Raw genomic sequence first — 18,786 nt, 5'->3', positions numbered from 1 at the left:
AGACGAGAGGAAGACGCGATGAAGTGGAACCACCTGCCGGCGATGACGCTCTCCGCTGCGGTGCTGCTCGCTGGCTGCGCCCATGGCGGCGAGGAGAAGAAGGCGGGCCCTTCCACCCGTGCGGTGAAGCAGGGCGGCCTCGACGCGCGCCTCACCGGCTACGACTACCCGTTCCCCGTCTCCACCTTCGTCGTCGAGGCGCAGCAGCAGAAGCTCGAGATGGCCTACATGGACGTGCGCCCCGCCCAGCCGAACGGCAGGACGGTGGTGCTCCTCCACGGCAAGAACTTCTCCGGCGCCTACTGGGCCGACACCATCGAGCTGCTCCGCGACGCGGGCTACCGGGTGGTCGTCCCCGACCAGATCGGCTTCGGCAAATCCTCGAAGCCCGAGCGCTTCCAGTTCTCCTTCCAGCAGCTCGCCGCCAGCACCCGCGATCTGCTCGACTCGCTCGGCGTCGGCGACTTCTCCGTGGTCGGCCACTCGATGGGCGGCATGCTCGCCACGCGGATGGCGCTGATGTTCCCCGAGCGCGTCGAGAAGCTCGCGCTCGTGAACCCGATCGGCCTCGAGGATTGGAAGCAGCACGTCCCCTACCGCACCGTCGACGAGTGGTACGCGCAGGAGCTCCGCGCCACGCCCGAGGGCGTGAAGCGGTACATGGAGCAGAACTACTTCGACGGTCAGTGGAAGCCCGCCTACGACGCCCTCGTCGAGATGCCGATCGGCTGGATGCAGGGGCCGGACTGGCAGCAGGTGGCGTGGAACGCGGCCCTCACCTACGACATGGTCTTCACCCAGCCGGTGGTGCACGAGTTTCCGGAAGTGAAGGCGGAGACCCTGCTCGTCATCGGCCAGCGCGACCGCACGGCGGTGCGCACCGGCAGCGACGCAGCGGTCCACGCCCGGCTCGGCAACTACCCGCAGCTCGGCCGCAAGGCGGCGGCGGCGATCCCCAACGCCACGCTGGTGGAGCTGGCGGGGATCGGCCACCTGCCGCAGGTCGAGGCCTTCGACGCCTACGCCGCTGCCCTCGTCGGCTTCCTGCGCTGATTTTAGCGCGCCGGCGGCGCCGGCGGCTCGGCGCTGCCGGTCTGGCCGTCGGGTCGCGCCGCCTCGCCCCCCGGCGCGAGCTGCGGATCGCGCAGGCCGAAGCCTTCGCCCGGGGTGCTGAGCACCGCCACGTCGTTCGCCACCGGCTGGCCCTCCTCGACCACGAAGGAGGCGCGGACCTCCGCGCCCTGCTCGAGCTGGTCGGGCGCCATCAGGCTGCCACCCAGCGTCACCTGCGACGGACTCTCGAGACGCAGGCTGATCGGCTGGCCCTGCTCCGGCTGGATCCGCAGCTGGTCTTCGCTCACGCCGACCACGCGGCCGCTCACCTCCTCGAGTGCCGAGGCGCTGGGGTCGAGCTGCGCGCCGCCGGCGTCGTAGCGCTCGTAGAGCTGCCAGGGCTGGGCCTCCTCGACGTCCACGTAGGCGGCGGGCGCCTCCGCGCTCCCCAGGGGACGCTCCTCGCCGAGCGCCCGGCTGGTGGCGGCGTTGCCCCGGTTGTCGATGGGACCGCCGGGAGCGAACGTGCCCTTCGGCGCTGCGCCGTGCTCCCGCGAGCAGGCGACGAGCACGAGGGCCCCGACGACGAGTACGAGCGTGCGGCGCATCGTGTGAACCTCCTGTTCCCGATCAATCTGGGCAGGAGGGAGCGGGCGCTGCACGGAGGCCGGGACCTCGATCAGCGGAAGATGCGGAAGCCTGCCCGTCCGGTCTGCAGGTAGAAGCCGAACTGGAAGCGGATCTGCCCCCGCTCGTCCACCAGGCCCCGCGGCGGGTTGGGAAAGGGCTGCGCCCGCTCGAAGGCGGCGATCGCCTCGCGGTCGAGGAAGTCCACGCCGCTCGACTGCTCGACGTAGACGTCGCTCACCTTGCCGTCCGGCGCGAGGACCACGGTGAGCAGCGTGTGGCGATCCTTCCAGGCGTAGATCTCGCCGGTGGGATCGCGGCGCCGGAGCGCCTGGATCGGATCCCAGGTCTCGGAGACGTGGCGCTTCACCCGGTTGAAGAACGAGGCGTATTTCCACTCGCGGGTGTTGAGGAAGGTGGCCTCGCCCTCCTCCATCCCCTCGACGTGGTCGGGTGCCGGGCCGCCGGTGATCCGGTCGAGGGAGGCCTGGCTGGGAAAGAGCCTGGCGAGGGGCAGGCCGCTGCCGGCGGGGCCGCCGGCGCCGGTGGCGGCGTCCTCGCCCTCCCCTTCGCCCTGCTGGATCCGGAAGCGATCCGAGTTGCCCTGCAGCGCCTCGGACTCCTCTCGGTTCTCGAAGCCGCCGGCGCCCTTCGGGTTGTTCTTCAGGGCGAGCTCGTCACGCTTCTCCACCGAGGGGATCTCGAGCTTGTTGCCGGCCTTGCCCTTGCTCGCGTCCTCCCCCTTGCCAGCATCGCCGCGCGCGAGGCCGTCGCCGGTCTTCCCCTTCGGCGGACTGTCGGCGGGCTCGTCGGTGGGCTTCTGCGTGGTGGTCTGCTTCGGCATGGTGACCTTCGCCCCCGGCGCGCGGTTGCGGGCGATGGTCTCCTTGTCCGTCTGGTTCGAGCTCTCCGCGGCGAGCTTCGCGTTCGGATCCTCGCGGCCGTTGCCCGGCGCCGTCTCCACCACCTGCCCCGGCGGCTTCTCCGGCTTCTCCTCTTCCTCGGGCTTCTTCTCCTCCGGCTGCTTCTCCCGCGAGGGCTTCGGACCGATGGCCTTCGGCCCCTCGCTGCGGGCGGCGCCCATGGTCGCATCCCATTCGGACGCGGGGATCTCCACGAAGGAGACCTTCGGCTCCGGGGGCGGCGCGCTGGAGGCGGGGCGGAGGGTGAAGAGGAGGGCGAGCGCGGGCACACCGATCAGGTGGGCGAGGAGCGCGAGGACGATCGCGACCCAGGCCCGCCTGCGATTCCAGGTGGCGGCTTCTTTCCGCCTGCGCTCGCGAAGGTTCAAGTCCACCGGCAGACCAAGCTAACGCGCGGCAGGGGGGAATTCACTCCCTCGAAAGCGGAGCGAGCGGTCTCTTTTCAGTAGAGCTTCGTGGGCTCGGCGCCGTTGTAGTAGTGGCGCAGGATCGCCCGGTGGTCGTGGCCCCGCTCGGCGCGGCCGATGGCGCCGGTCTGGCACATGCCCACCCCGTGGCCCCAGCCCGCGCCCCGGAAGCGCCACCCGGTCGGTCGCTCGGCAGGCCCCTCGCGCTCCACCACGAAGAGGGCGGAGTTGAGGTTGCCGAGGAGGCGCCGGATCTTGAGCTCGCCGCTGACCACCGTGGCGCCGCCGGTGCCGGTGAAGGCGAGGCCCAAGGCCCGCCCCGAGACGCCGCGGCCGGTGACCTCGAGGTGGCGGATGGCGCCCACGCCGAGCCTCGAGCCCACCGCGTCCATCTCGGCTGCGGTGAAGCGGCGCTCCCAGCGGTATTTGTCCGCCCGGGAGAAGCTCGACTCGCGGCACATGCTGGGGACGTCCGAGGCGAGGAAGGTGTGGACGTCCTCCACCTTCGCCTCGAAGGGGACCAGCGGCGCCGGGTGGCCGAGCCAGTCGGGGACGCCGCGGAGGCTGGGGTTGGGGGGCGTGCCCCAGACCGCCTCGTTGTTCTCGGTGTGGCCGCCGCAGGTCGAGGAGTAGACCGAGTCGACCAGGGTGCCGTCCTGCGCGAAGAGCGCCTCGCCCCGGGAGGCGGCGATCGCCTGGTCGGTGCGCGGGTGCTCGCCGGAGAGCCCCTTGTAGACCTGGCAGTGCTGCTCGGCGCAGAGGAGGAAGGGGTCGCCGGTGTGGCGGGCGCCGATCTTCGCGAGGATCTCGCCCCGGGCGGTGACCGCTTGGGCTTTGAGCGCTTCGAGGGGCGCGGTGGCGAAGATCTCGCTGGGCACGATGCCGCGGATCAGCTCCTCGAGCGGAAGGGCGTTGACCACGGCGACGCCGCCGGCGGCGTCGACGGTGACGAGGAGGCGGCCGCGGTAGGTGCGGTCCTCGCGGCCGTGGGCCGCGTAGCCGATGTCGTGCTCGACGGCGTGGACGACGATGCCGCCCTGCGCGTCGACGGCGGCGGCGTTCTTCGCGGTGATGATGCGCTTGCCGGCGGCGTCGAGGATCTCGATGGAGCCGCTCGGCCGCCGCGCGAGGGCCGAGTGGAGCGTCGGCTGGGCGTCGTCGAACTTCGCCGCAGCCGCGTCGGCGAGGGCCTGCGCCTCGGCGCGGGTGCCCTTGCGGCCGATCAGGATCACGTAGCGGCGGTTGTCGAGGACGCGGCCGTGGAGGCCGAAGACCCCGCCGATGGTGGCGGCGCGTACGGGGTAGCCGCGCGCCGCCCACTTCGCCAGCGCGGCGCGGGCAGCGTCCTTGTCGTGGAAGGGAAGCTCCGCCACCTGCGCGCTCCAGGCGACCTCTGCTTCGCGGGTCTGCCTCGCGCGGAAGCGGAGCGTGGTGCCGGGGGCGACGGGGATGCGCTTGCTCCCGACCTCGATTGCGCCGGCGCCCTTCGCGGTGAGGCGGATCTCGTCCTCGCCCTCGTCGATGCGGACGGTGACGAGCGGGCTGCCGTCGGGAGCGAATTGGAGCCTATGGGCCCAGAGCGTCTCCATCGGATCGCGCGGCTCCACCTCTGCGGCGCTGGCGGCGGCGGGAAGGAGGAGGAGCGTGGCGGCGAGGAGAAGGGAGCGCATGGAGCGAGAACCGCGCGCACTCTAACAGAGCGATCCCCGTGACCCAACGCGGGCGGTCGGCGAGGCTGTGGGCCGTCGTGCGGCTACCAGCCGGTGCCGGCGTAATCACGGGCGCCCTCGATCGCCACGGCGCCGAGCTGGCGTTCAGCCGCCGAGGCCCACCGAGCGGCGGGCCCAGGCGCGGAAGGCGGCGGTGATCCGGCGCACGACGGGACCCACCTTGCCGCCGCCGAGCAGGTGTTCCTCGTCCTCGATGCCCACGCGGACTGCAGGGACGATCTCGCGCACGCTCGAGGTGATCATCGCCTCGTCGGCGCCGAGGAGATCGGCGGGGAGGAGGTGGCGCTCCTCCACCGGGATCCCTTCGGCCTGCGCCACCTCGAAGATCACGCTGCGGGTGACGCCCTCGAGGATCCCCACCTCGGACGGCGGCGTGATCAAGCGACCGCCCTGCACCACGAAGAGGTTCGAGGTGGAGCCCTCGGTGATGCGGCCGTCGCTGTCGAGCATCACCGCTTCGTAGGCGCCGCGGGCCTTCGCCTCGCGGAGGGCGAGCACGTTGTTCAGGTAGTTGCCCGTCTTGGCCTTCGGATCGATCGCCTCCCGCAGGTTCTTGCGCACGCCCACCAGCTGCACCTTCACGCCCTGCTCGTACGCCTCCGGCGGCGGCAGGTGGATCGGCTGGACGATCACCAGCATCTGCGGGTCCGAGGCGAGCGCGGTGTCGAGGCCGATGGCGCCGGCGCCGCGGGTGGCGACGATGCGGACGTAGCTCTCCTCGTTGCCTGCTGCGGCGAGGGTGCGCTCCACCTCGGCGAGGATCTTCTCGTCGCTCCAGGGCAGCTCCATCCCGATCCGCTCGGCGGAGCCCTGCATGCGGAGGAGGTGGCGGTCCATCGCGAAGGGCCTGCCGCCGTAGGTGCGAACCACCTCGTAGACCGAATCGCCGTAGAGGAAGCCGCGGTCGAAGACCGAGATCGTCGCCTCCTGCGGTGGGACGAGCGTGCCGTTCAGGTTGACGAGAGTTCCCATGGCTTTTTCCACAGAGCGATATCGCCGCAAGGCTTGGAGGAAAGGTAGGACAGGTCCATCTTGGCCCGGTGTTCGGGCGACGGCGAGCAAGAGAGCAGACGACCACCGCGGACGCCGTGGAGTGCACCCACTGCGGCTGCCGGATGAGCAGCACCGCGGCAGCGGACGGCGGGCGATACTACTCCTGCCCGCGCTGCACCCGCACCTACGCATCGATCTACTCGGAGACGATCCGCAAGGCCGCGGGCGTCCGCACCCCGGCCTCCGCTGCGAGCACCCGCCCCGACGAGAAATTCGCCGAGGCGAAGCGGCGGCTCGAAGCCTGGCTCCGCAGGCTCGACGAGCAGGATCCCTTCTTCGTCCTCGGCGTGCGCCCCGGCGCGAACATGGATCAGGTGCGCTCCCGCTACCGCGAGCTGGCGCTCGTCCACCACCCCGACCGCGGCGGCGACGAGCGGCAGATGCGCCGCATCCTCCGCGCCTACGACCAGATCCGCGTGCTCCACGCCACCGGCCGCGCCCCAAAGGGCGAGCCGAAGCGCATCGCCGCCCCCCTCGTCGACGAAGAGGTCTGAAGGCGGCGCCTGCCCGCGGTCGATCCAACCGCTCTCGGAGGGCGACCGGCTCCTGGATTGCTGTCGCCGTGGGCCTGGTCGCGGTAGATCCCGGTCGATGGAATCGATCGAAGGAAAGCGCTTCTTCACCTCCTGGAGCGGTGGCAAGGATGCCTGCCTCGCCACGTGGCGGATGGTGCGTGCGGGCGGCCTGCCCCGTGCCCTGCTCACGATCTGCCGCGAGGACGGCGCCCGCTCCCGCTCGCACGGTCTGTCGCCGGCCGTGCTGCGGGCACAGGCGGACGCACTCGGGTTGCCGCTGCACCTCCGCGCCGCCTCGTGGTCGGACTACGAGGAGGAATTCGTCGACGCACTGCGTGCCCTCCGTGCCAGCGGAATCGAGGCCGGCGTCTTCGGAGACATCGAGGGTGAAGCGCACCGCGGTTGGGTGGAGCGGGTCTGCGCGCGCGCCGACATCGAGGCCCATCTGCCGCTCTGGGGCAACGAGCGCCGTGCGCTGGTGGGAGAATTCATCGAGGCGGGCTTCGAAGCGCGGCTCGTGGTTGCACGCCAGGGCCACCTCGAGGCGGGTCATCTCGGAAGGCGGTTCGATACGGACCTGCTCGCTGAGCTGCGGGCCCGCGGCGTCGACGTTGCAGGCGAAGGCGGCGAATTCCACACCGTCGTCACCGGCGGTCCGCTCTTCCGCAGCCCGATCTCCCTGCGGGAGGGGCGCCGGGAGCTGCACAGTGGCTGCTTCTTCCTCGAGCTCGAGGCCGCAGAAGCCGACTCGATGGGGCCGTCCGTGCCGATGGCGAAGACGAATCGCCGCTGAAGCTCCAGGCCACGCCACCGGCCGCACGCCGCCCCCCCTCTCCCACGCGGGGTAGCTGGCTTGCGCGTCAGCTCCGCCCGAGCGCCGCGAGGATCTCCGCCGTCGGCGGGTTGCCCTTCTGCGCGTAGACGATGCGACCGTCGAGGCCGATGCCGTAGACGATGCGCTGCTGCGGACCGAGACCGAGCAGCTTGCCGACGCCGTAGGCCTTGCGGATGCGCCCGCCCTCGTCGACCAGAAGCGGGAAGTCGTAGCCCTGCCGCTGGGCGAAGCGCTGGTGCGCCTCGAGGCTCGCCGGGTTCACGCCGAAGACCACCGTGTCGGCGCTCTCGTAATCCGCCGCCGCGTCGCGCACCGCGCAGAGCTGCTTCGTGCAGGTCGGCGTCTCGTCCACCGGATAGAAGATCAGCACCACCCTCTTCTTCCCCAGGTAGGCGGCGAGATCGATCGTCCCCTTGGTGCTCTCGGCGCGGAAGGTCGGGGCCTCGTCGTTCACTGCGAGCATCGATGTCTCCTCCACGGGCGGCCTGCCTGATTGCCTGCCCAGCGCCGGGGGTGGTACGACCTTGGGATCCCTACCGCATTCGAACGCTTCCCTAGGAGCACGAAAGCCATGCGTCGCCTTGCGATCCTCCTCGGCCTGGGTGCCCTCCTCGCCGCCTGCAGCCAGCCCGACTTCTACGAGATGCGCCCCACCTCGCTCTCCTTCGAGACCAAGGGCATGACCCGCACCGTGCGCGCAGTGGCCAAGGACCGCCGCGGCAACGAGCACCCGACCTCCAAGCCCCTCGAGTGGAAGTCGAGCGACGAGAAGGTCGCCACCGTCGACGCGAAGGGCGTGGTCACCGCGGTGGGCTCCGGCGTCGCCACCATCAAGGCGATCCGCGGCGACCTCGTCGGCGAGGTGATGGTCGACGTGAACGCGGTGGAGAAGCTGGTGGTGGAGCCGGCCACCGAGATCCGCCTCGAGCAGGACGGCAAGCCCTACGCCCCGGTGATCAAGACCCTCGACATCCGTGGCAAGGAGCTCACCGGCCGCATGGTCCGGGTGAAGTGCGCCGACGAGAAGATCTGCACCACCGACGGCGACAAGCGCATCTGGGCCCACAACCCGGGCGAGACCACCTACGAGCTCAACGCCGACGGCCTGAAGCAGACGGTGAAAGTTGTGGTCGAGGCTGCAAAGCGTCGTTGACGCCGGCCGACAAGCTCTCTAAATTGCGCGCCGATTCTTGGAGCCGCTAGCTCAATGGCAGAGCAACGGCCTTTTAAGCCGATGGTTGTGGGTTCGACTCCCACGCGGCTCACCAAGTGAAGAAAGGTCCCCATCGTCCAGAGGCCCAGGACGCTGCCCTTTCAAGGCGGTAACCGGGGTTCGAATCCCCGTGGGGACGCCATCTCGAAGGCCGGGTGCTCGCAAGGGCACCCGGCCTTCACCTTTTCCGCCACCTTTCGGCAGGCGCCAGCCCGCCCCGCCTTGACCGCTGCCCTCCCCGCGGCGAGCCTTTCAACATGTCCAAGGCATTCGTGAAGGAAGACGGCGAGGGCGAGGAGCTCCCGGAGCTCCCCGCATTCGACGAGAGCGACGACGACGACGAGGGAGAAGCCCGCCCCCGCGGCGGCCGCTACATCACCCCCGAAGGCTTCAAGGCCCTGCAGGACGAGCTCGACCACCTCTGGAAGGTGGAGCGGCCCAAGGTCACCACCGAGGTGATGTGGGCCGCGGCGCAGGGCGACCGCTCCGAGAACGCCGAGTACATCTACGGCAAGAAGCGCCTCCGCGAGATCGACCGCCGTCTCCGCTTCCTCTCCAAGCGCCTCGACTCCCTCACCGTGGTTCATCCCTCGCCCGAGCAGGAGGGCACGGTGCGCTTCGGCGCCTGGGTCACGGTGGAGGACGAGGAGGGCGAGCAGCAGACCTACCGCATCGTCGGCCCCGACGAATTCGACGTGAAGAACCGCAAGATCTCGGTCGACTCCCCGCTGGCCAAGGCGCTCCTCGGCAAGAAGGAGGACGACGTGGCGCTGGTGGTCCGCCCGAAGGGCGAGGTGGAGCTCACCATCGTCGAGATCCGCTACCAGTGAAGCTTCGGGTCCACGAGCGTCTGCCCGGTCTCCACCCGCTGCATGCCTGGCATCGCTGGCGCGACGAGCTGGTCCACCGGGCGGCGCGGATCCCGAAGGTGCGCGGCCTCCGGGAGCGCGAGCGCGCCGACGGCAGCCGCCTGCTCGAGGGGGCGGTCGACGTCGAGATCCCGCTCATGGCCCGGGCCTTCGTCCCCCGCGACGCCCTCGTGGTCGAGCTCCTCGAACAGTGGGACGAGGAGCGGGTCGGCTGCGTCTGGATCCTCCGCTCCCGCGGCTTCTCCGCGGAGGCCGCCTCCGCAGCGGGCGAGCTCACGTTCCGGGACGACGGCCTCCTCGTGGAGGGGGAGGTCCGCGTCGACCTCTGCGCGCTCCCACAGCTGCCGAGCGGCCTGGCGAAGAGCGCGGGCCCCGGCCTCGAACAGCTCCTCGCCCGGCAGATCGAAGCGGGTTACCGGCTCCTCGCCCGCACCCTGCTCTAGGCCCCCGTGCCTCGCCCGCCGAAACGGCAAGCCCCACCCACGCGAGGGGCACCCCCCTGCCCGCCCGTGCAAAAGGGTCACAGTTTGTAGCGGGTGATTGGCACGATCGAACGAATCCCCACCCCGCTCCTCCCCCAGCGCCTCACCCTGGACGCCCTCCCCCTGCGTCCGGTGGTGCGCCGCTGGGCGGAGGCCACCGTCCGCGAGCTCACCCCCGTGGTGAAGCGCGTCCCTTCCACCGGGCAGCGGCGCCTGCTCGCGATCTTCGTCGACGGTCTCGGCGCGAAGCTCCTCGAGAAGGCGGCCCGCGACGGCACCATGCCCTTCCTCGCCAGGCTCCGGGACAGCAGGGCGATGCGCGAGACCCGCACCTTCTCGGGCATGCCCTCCACCACCACCGCCTACCAGGCGGGGCTCTTCTACGGCCTGCGCCATCCGGACGTGCCCGCGTTCAACTGGCTCGATCGCAAGAGCCGCGAGCAGCGGATGATGTTCAAGCCGCAGCACGCTGCGCAGGAGGAGGCGCGGATCCGCGCCCTCGCCGGCGACGGCCTGATGAAGGGCGGCGCGAGCTACCTCTCGATCCTCCGCGGCGGCGCAGCCGACCACCTCAACACCGTGGGCGCCGCGGCGGTCCTCGGCCGCGAAGAGCTGCCCAACCTCGACCGCGAGGAGCTCCCGGCGCTCCTGCAGATCCACGGGCAGACCGCCTTCGCCCTGGCGGCGCGGCTGGCGATGGAGACGGGCCCCTTCCTCTGGGACATGCGCCGCTTCGTCCGCGAGAAGGCGTCGAGCCGCCACGAGTTCATGTTCCTGCTCAACCACCTGCTCGTCGGCACCCTGGTGAAGGAGGTGGCGCAGGGGCAGGCGATCGTCGATCTCGTCCGCGGCGTCCCCCGCGTCTTCCTCAACTTCCACGACTTCGACGAGGTCTCGCACCGCCGCGGCCCCGACCTCGCCATGGAGCAGGTGCTCCGCGGCATCGACCACTCGGTGGAGGCGATGTTCGCCATCGCCGCCGCGGTGGACGATCCGGTGGACGTCTACGTCTTCAGCGACCATGGCCAGATCGAGGCGGTCCCCTTCGAGCGCGAATACGGCATGACCTTCGCCGACTGGATCCGCGGCCTCGGCGATGGCGGCAAGGCGCCGCCGGAGCTGCCCCGGAGCGTGGAGGTGGCGGTGGGCGCCAGCGCCGGGCCGCCCGCCTTCGAGCCCGACCTGCAGATCGTCGACTGCGGCGACTACGCGCAGATCTACTTCGAGGACGGCCCGCCGCTGGACGCCAGCGCCATCGTCGAGCGCCACGCCCGCACCTTCGCCCGGATCCTCACCTGCCCTGGCGTGGGCCTCGCCCTGGTGCGCCACGCAGGCGCCGCCCTCGCCTTCGATCCCGGCGGCAGGCTGGTCGATCCCGAGGATCCCGCCACCGTCCCGAAGGGCTGCTCGCCCCGCGGCGTGGCGGCTGCGCTGGAGGAGCTCGCCAGCTCGGAGGCAGCAGGCGACGTGCTCGTCTACGGGAGTTGGCGCGAGGGCGGCTGCGTTTCGCTTTCGTGGGAGTGGAGCTCCCACGGCGGCCCGAGCTTCGACGAGACGGAGAACTTCCTCCTCCATCCCGTGGGCATTCCCTTCGATGCCGCGCGGATCTCACACGCCGCCGATCTGCACCATGCGTTCCGGTCGCTCTACGGCGGACCGGCCTAGAGGCAAGGCGAGATGGCGAGCCCGAACCAGCAGCGACTCACCACCAGGCGGCGGCCACCCGATCCGGCGCGGGCGCCGTGGACGGTGGGCCGCGTACTCAAGCGGCTCGCCCTCGCGCTGGTGGCGGTCTCGCTCACCGCGATCCTCATCGGCTCGGCCTTCTTCAAACCGGTCTTCGCCGGCGGCTTCCGGATCGAGCCGCGCTTTCCCATCGGCCAGTGGTTCGCCGACCTGCCCAGCCACCTGTGGTGGGTGCTCGTCTTCGCGATCTTCACCGCCTCGATGGCGCCCTTGCGCGCCTGGCGCTGGGGGTTCGTGCTCCCACGGCCGAAACCGCACTACGAGGATCGCTACCACGCGGTGGCGATCGGCCTGCTCGCCAACAACGCGGTGCCGGGAAAGCTGGGCGAGGCGATCCGCTCGATGTCGCTCACCCGCTTCTCCGAGCAGCGCGGCAGGGCGATACCCTTCGCGCAGAGCCTGGGGACGGTGCTCGTCTGCAAGCTCATCGACGTGATCGCGCTCCTCACCCTGGTGAGCCTCTCGCCGAGCGGCCCCTTCTTCGGCGCGACCACGAGCCTCAAGGGCGGCTTCGTCGGCGTGGTGATCGTGCTGCCTGTCCTGATCGCGCTCCTTTTCCTCACCGCGCGCTACGCGCCGAAGATCGCCGACTGGCTCCACGCGAAGGGACGCTCGCCGAAGCTCGAGAACACGCTGCGCGAGCTGGCGGTGGGCGTCGCAGCCAGCGGCTCGCTCCTCCACGTGGGCAAGGCCTTCGGCGCGACGTTGATCGCGATCGGCGCGGTGGCCACCGGCTACACCTTCGCCATGTACGGCGTGGGGATGGAGCCCGGGGTCACCGCGGGCATCGTGATGCTCGCCGCAGTGACGCTGGGACAGAGCCCGCCCGGGGTTCCGGCGGGGCTCGGCGTCTACTACCTCGCCGCCACCTGGTCGGCGCGGCTCCTCGGCGCCACCGCGGAACAGGCGGCGACGCTCGCCGTGCTCACCCACCTCACCACCGTGCTCACGCACATGAGCGTCGGGGGTGTCTCGCTCTTCGTGCGCAAGGTGCGGCTCCGGGATTTCCTGCCGAAGCGGAAGAAGAAGCAGGGGAGCGACGAGGTGGTCGCCGAGGGCGCGAGGCTTCCGGCGTAAGAGGCTCCCGGCGTAGAGGGTCCCGGCGTCGAGGCGCCCGGCGGAAACGCTGCGCAAAGGCGGCGGCGCGGGTAGGATGCGCCGCCATGATGCACGAGCTCTTCCTCCACCCGCCCGCAGGCGAACTGCCCCGCTCCTTCCACGACGTGCAGCGCGTGCTGCGCGAAGCAGAGACCCTCGCCCCCTACGTCAACGAGGAGGCGAGCACGCCGGAGCAGGTCGTCCTCACCGACGGCGACACCGGCGTCTGGGCGATCCTCGCGCCGCGCTTCCTCGGCGAGGAGGAGGAGGAGGAAGCCGAGGAGCCCGGCGTGCTCCTCCTCCTGATCCCCTACGGCAGGCCGCGCTTCTTCGGCATCGAGGGATCCCTCTTCGCCGTGGCGCTGCAGCAGGAGCTCGGCTACCTGGTGGAGGATCCGCAGGCGCGCGATCCGGCGCCGCGGGCCCGGAGCGAGGAGGAGCTCCTGCCGTCGTGGGAGGCGGGCAACCGCGCCGCCCTCACCGAGCTGCGCGAATCGGGCGCCGCGCCGTCCGAGCTGCCCACCGCCGTGGACGCGAACCTCCTCGCCCAGGTCTTCAGCCACAACCTCCACCGGCGCGAGGTGCGGATCAAGGCGGGGCCCGACGTGCAGATCCCGCGGCTGATGCTCGCCTCGGTGGCGCTGCGCAAGGAGCCGGCGGTGATCGGCCGCTACGAGGCGGGGGCGCCGCTGTGGCTGCCGCAGGTGGCGACCCATCTCCTGCTCCGCCGGGAGAAGAAGACCTGGCTCGGCACGAAGGAGGAGTGGGTCCGGGTGGAGGTCGATGCGGTGCGGGCGCTGCTCGAGCCGTGGGCGAAGGCCGACGAGGCGCCTTCGGGGATGATGGCCTACCGGCCCGAGGCCGCTGCGAAGGATCCGCTCTGGAAGGGGCTCGAGGGGCCGCCTGCGCGGGAGACGGCGCTCATCGACTGGAACGGCGTGGTGGACGAAGGGGCGTGAAGCGCTCGCTGCGCGGAAGGTCGACGCGGGCGCGCCTGTTCGCGGGGCTGTCGCGGCGCGGCTTTACAGCAGCCGGCGCCACCGCCATTCTGCGCCGCCCCGCAGGGCCGAAGGGAGCACCATGAAGAAGCTCGGCTGGCTGATCGTGAACGCAGGACAGGCAATCTTCCTCGGCGTCTGGACCGCGTTCTGGATCTCGGCCGCGCTGCTCGTGCTCGCCGTCACCTTCCGTCGCGACCTGCCGCTGATCATGGCCCGCACCTGCTGGGCGCCCGGGATCCTCTGGGGCGCCGGCGCCAAGGTGCAGGTCGAGGGGGGCGAGGGGATCGACTGGTCCAGGCCCCACATCTTCCTGATGAACCACCAGTCGGCCATCGACATCCCGGTGGCGTTCCTGGTGCTGAAGACGCCGCTCCGCTTCATCGCCAAGCGCATCCTCGCCAGGGTGCCCTTCCTCGGCTGGTACATGTGGGCAACGGGGATGATCTTCGTCGAGCGCGAGAAGAGCACGAAGGCGGTGGCGAGCCTCCAGCACGCAGGCGAGCGGATCCGCGCCGGGGCGAGCATCCTCGCCTACCCGGAGGGCACGCGGTCGCGGAACAGCCGGATCCTCCCGTTCAAGAAGGGCACGTTCGTGGTGGCGATCGAGGCCCAGGTGCCGGTGGTGCCGGTGGCGATCTCCGGCGCGGACCAGGTCCTCTCCAGCACCGGCTTCCGGGTGCGCCCGGGGACCATCCGCGTGAAGATCGGCGATCCGATCCCCACCGCGGGCCTGAAGCGCTACCACCGCGAGGCGCTGCTCAAGCAGGTGCACGACGAGGTGATCGACATGCACCTCGCCATCGGCGGCCCCGGCGGCGATCGCCACGCAGCGGTGGCCGCCCGGGGCAAGCTCGGCGTCCCCGCGCCGGAGAGCGAGCAGCTCGCCGACGAGACCGAGCCGCCGGTCCGGCAACGGTCGGCTTGAACCCGGCGGGGGGCTGCCGCCTCGCGCAGGCGCGGCCTTAGGGTGGCGCCCATGAGCGAAGACTGGCGCAAGAACCTGATCGAAGACGACGAGGACCGGATCGCCGAGCTGCTGCGCGGCGCCAGCCGGGTGGCGGTGCTGGGCATCAAGACCGAGGCACAATCCGGCCAGCCTGCGTTCTACGTGGCGAAATACCTGGCCGAGGCGGGGCTCGAGGTGGTGCCGGTGCCGGTCTACTACCCGGAGGTCACGACCATCCTCGGCAAGCCCGTCTACCGCAAGGTGGCCGACGTGCCCGGCGCGGTCGACATCGTCGACATCTTCCGGCGGGGGCCCGACGTGGCCGGGCACCTCGACGATCTGCTGGCGAAGAAGCCGCGGGCGGTCTGGATGCAGAGTGGGATTCGCAACGATTCGGTGGCGGAATCGTTGGCGAAGGCGGGCATCCTCGTCGTCCAGGACCGCTGCCTGATGGTCGATCACCGGCGTTATCGGGCCTGAAAGCGGCGTTTTCGACCTTTTCCAGTTGATTGCGTTCCCCCTGCCCCTACATGCGGGGCGGCGGCGTCTACCAGCCGACGGTCGATTTGTATCGCCGTTGGAGTTGTGGCAGATCCCGCGCCACTCCCGGTGAACCCGGGCAGGAGGGATCGCAGCGATGACCAACAAGATGATGTGGGCGGTGGCCCTGATCGCTGCCGCCTCGCTGGCCACTGCCTGTGGCGACGACGGCGGCGACGACAACACCGGCGGCTCGGGCGGCACCGGCGCGACCGGCGGTACGGGTGGCACCGGCGGTACGGGTGGCGCCGGCGGTATGGGTGGCGCCGGCGGCACCGGTGGTACCGGCGGCACCGTCGAAGAGATCTGCGACAACGGCGAGGACGACGACGCGAACGGTGACACCGATTGCGACGACGCCGCCTGTGCCGAGGACGCTGCGTGCACCGGCTGCCAGGACAGCACCGACTGCGAAGCCGGCGTCTGCGACACCACCACCAACACCTGCGTGGTCTGCACCGCCGAGGCGGGCTGCGAGGATCCGACCGGCACGTGTGACACCTCCGTCGAAGGCGGCGTCTGCGTGGGCTGCCTCGCCGATGCGGACTGCAACGGCGGCGTCTGCGACACCACGACCAACAGCTGCGTCGAGTGTCTCGAGACCGCCGACTGCACCGCCGGCGTCTGCGACACGGAGGCGAACGCCTGCGTGACCTGCACGGCCACCGAGGGTTGCACCGACAGCGTCTGCGACACGAGCGTCGCCGGCGGCGCCTGCGTCGAATGCATCGTCGACGCCGACTGCGCCGATGACGAGGCCTGCGGCGTCGACAACGCCTGCGGCGTCCGGGGCAGCGTCGAGATCGCCGCGCTCCGCGCAGTGACGCCGGTCTCCGGCCTCAACTTCCCCGTCACCGACGTCACCGTGACCTATACCCGGCCGGCGCTCGGCAACCTGAGCAACGACCCTGCCGGCTTCTTCGTGCAGGCCGAGCAGGACGGCCCTGCCCTCTTCGTGGCGGTGGACCCCACCGGCACCTCCCCTGCGCTCCAGGCTGGTGACGTCGTGTCGTTCACCGTCACCGACTCGGTCGGCACCTCCGGCATGGTCCGCGCCACCGCGATCAGCGGCCTCAGCGTCGCCACCACCGGCACCGACGTCGCGGCGCTGAAGCAGGACGTCTCGGCAGCCACCGACCTGATCACCAACCTCGGCGGCTACGAGGCGGAGCTGATCGCCCTCACCGGCACGGTGGCCGAGGACTTCCGCAGCGCAGGTTCCGAGCACGTCTCCGCGCTCTTCGCCACCGAGGGCCAGGCGACCGACAGCAACCTCAAGGTCCGCATGCCGGCAGCGATGCAGGCCGCGCTCGACCTCGCCGAGGGATGCGTGATCACCCTCGACCAGGCGGTGATGTGGCGCTTCAACAACCAGGCGCAGCCCTCGGCCTTCGCCGCGGACGACGTCTCCGTCGCCTCCTGCCCGGCGCCGAACGTCCTCGGCGCCGCTGCCGCCACCTCGACCGAGGTGGTGGTCACCTTCGACCGCATCCTCGACGAGGAGAGCGTGCAGGCCACCGACTTCACCATCACCCCCGCCCTCGCGGTGGACGGCATCGTGGTGAACGGCAAGACCGTGACCCTCACCACCGCGGCGCAGGGCGCCGAGACGTATACGGTGACGGTCGCCGGCGTCACCGACCTCTACGGCGCCGCAATCGGCTCGGGCGACAGCGCCACCTTCTCCGGCGCCGGCGTGCCCCGCGCGCAGCTGCTCATCACCGAGGCGAACGTCAACGTCGGTAGCGGCCGCGATCTCTTCGAGCTGTACGCGGTGACCGGCGGCACGGTGCAGGACTACCGCCTCCGCACCATGGACGGCTCTTCCGGCCAGACCCTCGCCACCCTGCCGAACGTCACGGTCGCCGCCGGCGACTTCATCGTCATCCACATCAACCCGGACGCCACCGTGACGGCGGAGACCACCGCGATCGACGAGCACCCGCAGTCGAGCGCCGCTGGCAACTACGACACCGCCTGGGACTTCGTCGGTGGGGCCACCGGTGTGGCCTACTCGCACCGCGTCGTGGTCGTGGAGGATCACGTCGGAGCGATCGTCGACGCCGTGCCCTTCGCCCACGTGACGATGACCGGTACGCCCCCGGGCTACTTCCCGGCCAACCTCCAGAGCCTGCAGAGCGCCGGCCTCTGGACTCCCGCCGACTGCGGCGGCTCGACCTGCGCCTACGACTCGGTGCCGAGCGCCCTCGACGTCAGCGCCTCCTGGAGCGGCGTGGGTACCACCGCCACCGGCAACAGCGCCCAGCGCGCCTGGACCGCCACCGGTCCCGCCGACACGATGAGCAACGCCGACTGGAATGCGGCTGCCGCCCCGACCTGGGGTGCGGCGACCGTGATGGCGCCTTGACCACGCGCCATCCGTAGCACGACGGGCCCGTCGCTCACGCGGCGGGCCCGCTTCGTTCCTACGCCCCGTTCATGAGCCCGCGCGCCAGGTGGCCCACCAGCCACGCGGCCCCGGCAGCCGCCATCGCCAGCGACACCACCTCCAGCGCCGAGCGCCACCGCGACCTGCCCACGTAGGGCGCCCGGGTCGCCCCCACCGCAGCCAGCGTCAGCGCCGAGAGCAGGAGCGCCAGCTCGAGCACCGAGAGCCTTGCCGGCCGTAGCGGCAGATAGGCGAGCAGCGGCACCGCTCCCGCGACCACGAACGCGGCGAGCGTCGCAGCGCCGTGGCGCCAGGGCTGCTCCTTGCGCACCGACTGCCCCTCCTGCTGGAGCTCCGACTTGAGGCCGAGGTAGTTGCTCACCCCCATCGAGAGCCCGTCCGCCACCAGGTTCGCCAGCCCGAGCACCAGCCCGACCCGCGGCTCGAAGGCGGCGCCGCTCGCGCCCGCCACCACCGCGAGCGTGGTGACCACGCCGTCGCTGGCGCCGTACATCATGTCGCGCAGGTAGTGGCCGAAGCCATGCTCCGGCCGGCCCGGTGGATCCTTGCGCCTGCCCTTCCGCGTCGTCATCGGGGGCGACGCTGCGCACCGCAGGAAGGATGGCGCGAGGGAGCTGCCCCATTCCGTGCGCTCCGCCTTCGGCTCCGCCGGGCAGGGGCCGCCCCCCGAAACGTGCTCCCCACTCGGCCAGCGGGCGCACCGATGCGATGGCATGGCGCCATCCCTACTCTTTTCGACGGGAAGGAAGGGGTGGCGGCGATGGTGAAGGACAACCAGGATTCCTACAAGCGCGGTGGCCGGAGCGGCGGCCCCGGTGGCACGCGCAAGCAGCACCGCTCGAAGCTCTCGCAGGAGAAGGCTGAGCTCCGCCGCGCCTCGCGCGAAGGCGCGACGCGGGCCGCGCTCACCGCGACGGAAGAAGCGGAGGCGCAGCTCCAGTCCCTCGGTCGGGACGAGCGACACGGCCGCTGGCGGAGCAACCAGCAGGCCTTCGAGGGCAGCGCCTTCGCCCGTGAGATCCGCGAGGAGGAGGCGCCCTTCGGCTTCGGCATTCCCGCCAGCGAGGACGCAGCGCTCGGCCACGAGCGCGAGCCCTTCGAGCGGGAACGCGGCGAGATGCTCCACGCTGCCCGCGATCAGGATCGGGAGCGGGCGGAGCGAAGGCTCTCGCCGACGCAGCGCCGCCTGGTGCGGACCTTCCCGCCCGTCTTCCGTGCAGTCGGCGACGCGGCCCGCGCGATCGAGAAGCCGATCCGCAACGCGCTGGAGACGCTGCAGCTCCTCGGACGTTCCGCACGCCGCACGAGCTGAAGCGACGCGCACCACACCGGGCCTCG

19 protein-coding genes and 2 tRNA genes are annotated in these 18,786 nt (G+C 71.2%); 15 read left to right on the top strand and 6 right to left on the bottom strand.

Features of this window, described 5'->3' with window-relative positions:
• Nucleotides 1-18: 18 nt before the first annotated feature.
• On the top strand, nucleotides 19-1,053 hold the full coding sequence (locus tag ACESMR_RS20345) for an alpha/beta fold hydrolase (protein ID WP_373048955.1): 1,035 nt from the start codon (nucleotides 19-21) through the stop codon (nucleotides 1,051-1,053).
• A gap of 2 nt (nucleotides 1,054-1,055) precedes the next feature.
• Here the strand turns inward: ACESMR_RS20345 and ACESMR_RS20340 are convergent, their stop codons facing one another.
• The 4 genes from ACESMR_RS20340 to ACESMR_RS20325 all read right to left on the bottom strand — a co-directional run bounded on the left by ACESMR_RS20340 (nucleotide 1,056) and on the right by ACESMR_RS20325 (nucleotide 5,712).
• Nucleotides 1,056-1,661: a hypothetical protein gene (locus ACESMR_RS20340; protein WP_373048954.1), complete on the bottom strand. Its 606-nt coding sequence runs from the start codon at nucleotides 1,659-1,661 to the stop codon at nucleotides 1,056-1,058.
• 71 nt (nucleotides 1,662-1,732) lie between these two features.
• The gene (locus ACESMR_RS20335; protein WP_373048953.1) at nucleotides 1,733-2,971 is read right to left on the bottom strand and encodes an energy transducer TonB; all 1,239 of its coding nucleotides are present in this window, start codon (nucleotides 2,969-2,971) and stop codon (nucleotides 1,733-1,735) included.
• A 74-nt stretch (nucleotides 2,972-3,045) separates the two neighbouring features.
• Complete coding sequence (locus tag ACESMR_RS20330) at nucleotides 3,046-4,680, bottom strand: SpoIID/LytB domain-containing protein (RefSeq protein ID WP_373048952.1); 1,635 nt, start codon at nucleotides 4,678-4,680, stop codon at nucleotides 3,046-3,048.
• Nucleotides 4,681-4,824: 144 nt separating this feature from the next.
• On the bottom strand, nucleotides 4,825-5,712 hold the full coding sequence (locus ACESMR_RS20325) for an aminotransferase class IV (protein WP_373048951.1): 888 nt from the start codon (nucleotides 5,710-5,712) through the stop codon (nucleotides 4,825-4,827).
• A 143-nt stretch (nucleotides 5,713-5,855) separates the two neighbouring features.
• Here ACESMR_RS20325 and ACESMR_RS20320 point away from each other — a divergent pair, with 143 nt between their 5' ends.
• Together ACESMR_RS20320 and ACESMR_RS20315 are read left to right on the top strand one after the other, a co-directional pair.
• Nucleotides 5,856-6,287 (top strand): J domain-containing protein, encoded by a 432-nt coding sequence (locus ACESMR_RS20320; protein WP_373048950.1) that lies wholly within the window; start codon nucleotides 5,856-5,858, stop codon nucleotides 6,285-6,287.
• A 97-nt stretch (nucleotides 6,288-6,384) separates the two neighbouring features.
• A complete protein-coding gene (locus ACESMR_RS20315) occupies nucleotides 6,385-7,101 on the top strand; it encodes a diphthine--ammonia ligase (protein ID WP_373048949.1) in 717 nt (238 codons plus the stop codon).
• 67 nt (nucleotides 7,102-7,168) lie between these two features.
• Here ACESMR_RS20315 and ACESMR_RS20310 read toward each other — a convergent pair whose 3' ends face one another.
• A complete protein-coding gene (locus ACESMR_RS20310) occupies nucleotides 7,169-7,606 on the bottom strand; it encodes a peroxiredoxin (RefSeq protein ID WP_373048948.1) in 438 nt (145 codons plus the stop codon).
• A gap of 108 nt (nucleotides 7,607-7,714) precedes the next feature.
• On the opposite strand from ACESMR_RS20310, the gene ACESMR_RS20305 reads away from it, so the two are divergent.
• The 11 genes from ACESMR_RS20305 to ACESMR_RS20255 all read left to right on the top strand — a co-directional run bounded on the left by ACESMR_RS20305 (nucleotide 7,715) and on the right by ACESMR_RS20255 (nucleotide 17,406).
• The gene (locus ACESMR_RS20305; RefSeq protein WP_373048947.1) at nucleotides 7,715-8,296 is read left to right on the top strand and encodes an Ig domain-containing protein; all 582 of its coding nucleotides are present in this window, start codon (nucleotides 7,715-7,717) and stop codon (nucleotides 8,294-8,296) included.
• 40 nt (nucleotides 8,297-8,336) lie between these two features.
• Nucleotides 8,337-8,411, top strand: a tRNA-Lys gene (locus ACESMR_RS20300).
• 11 nt (nucleotides 8,412-8,422) lie between these two features.
• Nucleotides 8,423-8,498 (top strand) — tRNA-Glu (locus tag ACESMR_RS20295).
• A gap of 115 nt (nucleotides 8,499-8,613) precedes the next feature.
• On the top strand, nucleotides 8,614-9,186 hold the full coding sequence (gene greB, locus ACESMR_RS20290) for a transcription elongation factor GreB (RefSeq protein ID WP_373048946.1): 573 nt from the start codon (nucleotides 8,614-8,616) through the stop codon (nucleotides 9,184-9,186).
• Nucleotides 9,183-9,668, top strand: coding sequence for a hypothetical protein (locus tag ACESMR_RS20285; protein ID WP_373048945.1), 486 nt, complete (start codon nucleotides 9,183-9,185; stop codon nucleotides 9,666-9,668). The genes greB and ACESMR_RS20285 overlap by 4 nt, the downstream gene beginning before the upstream one ends.
• Before the next feature lie 93 nt (nucleotides 9,669-9,761).
• Nucleotides 9,762-11,372, top strand: coding sequence for an alkaline phosphatase family protein (locus ACESMR_RS20280; RefSeq protein ID WP_373048944.1), 1,611 nt, complete (start codon nucleotides 9,762-9,764; stop codon nucleotides 11,370-11,372).
• Nucleotides 11,373-11,384: 12 nt separating this feature from the next.
• A complete protein-coding gene (locus ACESMR_RS20275) occupies nucleotides 11,385-12,530 on the top strand; it encodes a lysylphosphatidylglycerol synthase transmembrane domain-containing protein (RefSeq protein WP_373048943.1) in 1,146 nt (381 codons plus the stop codon).
• An 86-nt stretch (nucleotides 12,531-12,616) separates the two neighbouring features.
• Entirely contained in the window at nucleotides 12,617-13,510 is an 894-nt protein-coding gene (locus tag ACESMR_RS20270; RefSeq protein ID WP_373048942.1) for a hypothetical protein, read from the top strand.
• A gap of 121 nt (nucleotides 13,511-13,631) precedes the next feature.
• Nucleotides 13,632-14,477 (top strand): lysophospholipid acyltransferase family protein, encoded by an 846-nt coding sequence (locus ACESMR_RS20265; protein WP_373048941.1) that lies wholly within the window; start codon nucleotides 13,632-13,634, stop codon nucleotides 14,475-14,477.
• Between the two features lie 51 nt (nucleotides 14,478-14,528).
• Nucleotides 14,529-14,978 carry a CoA-binding protein gene (locus tag ACESMR_RS20260; protein WP_373048940.1) on the top strand — a complete coding sequence of 150 codons (450 nt, stop codon included), beginning with the start codon at nucleotides 14,529-14,531 and terminating at the stop codon, nucleotides 14,976-14,978.
• A 157-nt stretch (nucleotides 14,979-15,135) separates the two neighbouring features.
• A complete protein-coding gene (locus tag ACESMR_RS20255; protein WP_373048939.1) occupies nucleotides 15,136-17,406 on the top strand; it encodes an Ig-like domain-containing protein in 2,271 nt (756 codons plus the stop codon).
• Nucleotides 17,407-17,464: 58 nt separating this feature from the next.
• Here the strand turns inward: ACESMR_RS20255 and ACESMR_RS20250 are convergent, their stop codons facing one another.
• The gene (locus ACESMR_RS20250) at nucleotides 17,465-18,019 is read right to left on the bottom strand and encodes a VIT1/CCC1 transporter family protein (protein ID WP_373048938.1); all 555 of its coding nucleotides are present in this window, start codon (nucleotides 18,017-18,019) and stop codon (nucleotides 17,465-17,467) included.
• A 189-nt stretch (nucleotides 18,020-18,208) separates the two neighbouring features.
• Between ACESMR_RS20250 and ACESMR_RS20245 the strand changes: the two genes are divergently transcribed.
• Nucleotides 18,209-18,760 carry a hypothetical protein gene (locus tag ACESMR_RS20245; RefSeq protein WP_373048937.1) on the top strand — a complete coding sequence of 184 codons (552 nt, stop codon included), beginning with the start codon at nucleotides 18,209-18,211 and terminating at the stop codon, nucleotides 18,758-18,760.
• The last annotated feature ends 26 nt before the right edge of the window (nucleotides 18,761-18,786 follow it).

Source organism: Vulgatibacter sp., assembly GCF_041687135.1.
Lineage (GTDB): Bacteria > Myxococcota > Myxococcia > Myxococcales > Vulgatibacteraceae > JAWLCN01.
The sequence above is the reverse complement of the archived record's forward strand: the minus strand, read 5'-3'. Positions and strand labels throughout refer to the sequence as shown.